The sequence below is a fragment of the Streptomyces sp. NPDC054840 genome, from assembly GCF_053611065.1.
The window spans coordinates 1-4,233 of record NZ_JBSGZP010000634.1 but is presented as its reverse complement, the minus strand read 5'-3'; the positions used below and the strand labels follow the sequence as shown (position 1 = coordinate 4,233).

The 4,233-nt window shown below is 70.4% G+C and carries 3 protein-coding genes; 1 reads left to right on the top strand and 2 read right to left on the bottom strand.

The features are described from left to right. A partial coding sequence (gene folP, locus ACWGIU_RS31235; protein ID WP_453711460.1) for a dihydropteroate synthase occupies nucleotides 1-751 on the bottom strand: 751 nt, incomplete at its 3' end. Nucleotides 752-1,087: 336 nt separating this feature from the next. After that, nucleotides 1,088-2,935 (bottom strand): phosphatidylglycerol lysyltransferase domain-containing protein, encoded by a 1,848-nt coding sequence (locus ACWGIU_RS31230; protein WP_453711458.1) that lies wholly within the window; start codon nucleotides 2,933-2,935, stop codon nucleotides 1,088-1,090. A 152-nt stretch (nucleotides 2,936-3,087) separates the two neighbouring features. Between ACWGIU_RS31230 and ACWGIU_RS31225 the strand changes: the two genes are divergently transcribed. Then, the gene (locus ACWGIU_RS31225) at nucleotides 3,088-4,197 is read left to right on the top strand and encodes an alpha/beta hydrolase (RefSeq protein ID WP_453711456.1); all 1,110 of its coding nucleotides are present in this window, start codon (nucleotides 3,088-3,090) and stop codon (nucleotides 4,195-4,197) included. Nucleotides 4,198-4,233 lie beyond the last annotated feature (36 nt).

Below are 4,233 nucleotides of genomic sequence, written 5' to 3'. Positions count from 1 at the left end.
CGTCCCGTTCGCGGGCGGGCGGCGGGGTGGTGTCGGCGCCGCCCGCCAGGACCCGGCCGAGGAAACGCTTCCTCGACGCGGCGACCAGCAGCGGGAAGCCGAGCGCGCGCAGCTCGGGCAGGTGGGCGACGAGGGCCAGGTCGTGCTCGGCGTTCTTGGCGAAGCCGAGCCCGGGGTCCACGACGATCCGCTCGGGGGCGATCCCGCCGGCCACGACCGCGTCGATCCGGGCCCGCAGCTCGGCGGTGACCTCGGCGACCACGTCGTCGTAGACGGCGAGGCTGTTCATGCCGGCGCTGAAGCCGCGCCAGTGCATGACCACGAAGGGCACCTCGGCGGCGGCGACGGCCGGGATCATCCCGGGGTCGGCCAGGCCGCCGCTGACGTCGTTGACCAGGGCCGCGCCGGCTTCGACGGCCCGGGCGGCGACGACGGCGCGCATGGTGTCGACGGAGACGGTGACGCCTTCGGAGGCCAGGCCGCGGACCACGGGGACGACGCGGCGCAGCTCCTCCTCCTCGTCGACGCGGGAGGCGCCGGGGCGGGTCGACTCGCCGCCGACGTCCACGAGGTCGGCGCCGTGCTCCACGAGGTCGAGGCCCCGCTTGACCGCGGCGGTCGTGTCGAACCAGCGGCCGCCGTCGGAGAAGGAGTCGGGGGTGACGTTGACGACACCCATGACCGCGCAGCGGTCCCAGTCCGGCAGACCTGCGACCCGGCCCCTGCCGGTGGCTCCGCGCTTCGTGTTCATAGGTCCCAGGGTAGGGCTGACCTGGATACGGCAGGGCCCCGGCGCCCTGCCCGCGCCGGGCGGTGCGAAGGTGCCGGGGCCCGTACCGGGTCGACGTGCGGGGACTGCCCCAAAACCGCGGGCGGGCTCCCGGCCGGCGGTCCGGCCCGAGGACCCCGACCGCCGGAGGGCGCCGCGCCGGGCGACCCGGAGCCTGCCGGGCCCGCGCCCTCAGGCCGGCCTCCCACGCACCGCAACGGCACCGCACGCACCGCAACGGCACCGCATGCCCCGCACGGCACCGCATGCCCCGCACGGCACCGCATGCCCCGCACGGCACCACGTGCCCGGCGAGGGCTACGCGGCCTGGACCTCGCGTTCCGGCTGCTTGGGCACGGTCGTCATGTGGGTGTGCGTGCAGGTGCGCACCGGCTTGGGACGGCGGCGGCTGGCGAAGAGCCTCGGCAGGGCCAGCGTCACGAAGCCCTCGGCCTGCATCGCGGCGAAGCCGATGCGGGGCAGGTCGCGGGTGGTGCGGAAGACCACGAAGCGGGGCTCCCAGCGGGGGCGGAACTTCGCGTTGAACTTGTAGAGCGACTCGATCTGGAACCAGCGGGAGAGGAAGACCAGCAGGCCCCGCCACATCCGCAGGACCGGGCCGGCGCCGATCTTCTCGCCGCGGGCGAGCGCCGAGCGGAACATCGCGAAGTTCAGAGAGACCTTTTCGATCTTCAGGGCGGGTGCGGCCTCCAGGGAGGCGACGATCAGCAGTTCGTTCATGCCGGGGTCGGCGGCGCGGTCGCGGCGCATCAGCTCCAGCGACATGCCGTCCTTGCCCCACGGGACGAAGTGCAGGACGGCCTTCAGGTCGCCGAAGGGGCTGGTGTCGCCCTCCTCCACGCGGTGCGCGGTGGCGATGAAGCAGTCCCCGTCGCCCGGGTCGCCGACGCGGCCCAGGGCCATGGAGAAGCCGCGTTCGGTGTCGGTGCCGCGCCACGCCTCGGCGGCGCCGCGCACCTGCTCCAGCTCCTCCTCGGTGAGTTCGCTGACCCGGCGGACCTTGGTGGTGTAGCCGTTGCGCTCGATGCGCTTCACCATCTGGCGGACATTGCGCATGGCGCGGCCCGAGAGGGAGAAGTCTTTGACATCGACAATCGCCTCGTCACCCAGCTCCAGGGCGTCCAGACCGGTCTCGCGGGTCCAGACTTCGCCGCCGGTCTCGCTGCAGCCCATGACGGCCGGGGTCCAGGAGTGGGCCTTGGCCTCCTCCATGAACCGCTCGATCGCGCCGGGCCAGGCCTCGACGTCGCCGATGGGGTCGCCGGACGCGAGCATCACACCGGAGACGACGCGGTAGGTGACGGCGGCCTTGCCGCTGGGGGAGAAGACGACGGCCTTGTCGCGGCGGAGCGCGAAGTGGCCGAGCGAGTCGCGGCCGCCGTGCTTGGTGAGCAGCTCGCGCAGCTTGCCCTCGTCGTCGGCGGTGAGCCGGGCGGCCGGGTGTTCGGGGCGGAAGGCCAGGTAGACGGTGGTGAGGGCGGTCAGCATGCCGAGGGCGCCAAGGGAGTACCCGACGGTCCAGGAGACCTGGCCCGCGTAGTCGACGGGGCCCTCGAAGCCGAACAGGCCGTAGACGACGTGCGTGATCTGCTCGTAGAGGCCCGGGTTGCCGACGACCCGGTTCGGGTGGACGTTGACGATGAGCAGGCCGAGCCCGATGGAGCCGGCGCTCATCAGTACGAAGTTGGCGAGGGCCTTCCAGCGGCTGCGCGGGTCGGGCAGCGCCTTGAATTCACTCTGGTGGCGCAGCAGCAGCGCGAAGAGCACCGCCGCGATGATCACGCCGGGGATCGAGTGCCGGTAGAGGAACTGCGCCACGGCACCGGCCGGCAGCAGTACGACCGCCGCCCGCCAGGCCCGGCGCTTGCGGCGCTTGAGGCCGTGCGCGAGCAGCAGGAGCAGTACGCCCGCGCTGATGGCGAGGGCCGCCGCGAAGGGGCCGAACACCGGCAGCACCTCGGCCACCGCGTGGATCCGGCTGTGCCGGAATCGCGGGAACACCCCTGCCGCGATGTCCAGAAGGCCGACGATCATGACGGCCGTACCTACCAGGCCGGGCACCGACTCCGGCTGTGGGCCTCGGAGGAATCGGCGGACCCCGCTCGGAACCTGTCCCGACTTATCGCCATCTATCCTGCTAGACATCGCTTCCCGTTGCTCCGCGAGAGATCAAGTGGCCGAAGGCCGCGACAGCCTCCGGTGTGTGGTGCGTCCCTTAGGACGACATCGAGGAGGAGCGGGTTCACTCTTTCGTCGGAAAAAAACAGTCCTGCCACCAGAAAGTCGACTGACTGCTCATGGGTCTCACCAGTAATACGGTTCTGGCGCTGGCCATCCTCGCCGGTGTGCTGCTCTTCGCGGCCACGGTGTGGTTCTGGCCGAAGCTCTCGGGCCGCACCTGGCGCGCGTTCGCCGGCCGCATCGGGCTGCTGCTGGCGACCCAGCTCGCGCTGTTCTCGGCTGTGGGGCTGGCGGCTAACAAGTCGTTCCTCTTCTACGGTTCCTGGGCCGACCTGCTCGGTCAGGAGACGTCCATGGGCAAGGTCGTCGACCACTCGATGAGCAGCAAGGACATCAAGGTCGTCGACAAGCAGAAGCTGGACGTACCCGGTGGCGCCAAGCCCCAGGTCGGTGGTCAGATCCTGAAGGTTGCCATATCCGGGCAGAAGTCGAAGATAACGAGCCCCGGCTACGTCTGGCTCCCGCCGGAGTACTTCCAGCCCCAGCACAAGGACCGGAACTTCCCCGCGTCCATCGTCCTGACGGGCTATCCGGGCACCGCCGAGAACCTCATCAAGGGGCTCGACTACCCGATGAAGGCCTTCAGCCTGTCCAAGTCGGGCAAGATGAAGCCGATGATCCTGGTCATGCTGCGCCCGACCGTGGCGCCGCCGCGTGACACCGAGTGCGTCGATATACCCGGCGGCCCGCAGACCGAGACCTTCTTCGGCGAGGACCTCCCGCAGGCCATCACGGACACCTTCCGGGTCGGCAAGGAGCCGCAGAACATGGGCTTCATCGGCAATTCCACGGGCGGTTACTGCGCTCTGAAGATCGCCGCGCACTACCCGCAGACCTTCGGCGCCGCCGCGGGTCTGTCCGCGTACTACGAGGCCCCGGACGACCCGACGACCGGTGATCTGTTCCACGGGGACGAGAAGCTGAAGAAGCGTGCGGACGTGCTGCACAGCATCGAGCACAAGAAGCCGACCGGAACGTCCTTCCTCGTGACCAGCAGCGAGAAGGGCGAGCCGAACCTCGCCGACACCAGGAAGTTCATCAAGAAGGTGCAGGGCCCGGACCGGGTCTCCTCCATCATCCTCGACAGCGGTGGCCACAACTTCAACACGTGGCGACGTGAGATCCCGCCGATGCTGATGTGGATGAGCGGCCGGATCGAGGCCTGATCCGCCGCACGCCGGCATCCGGCGCCGCCGTACCTC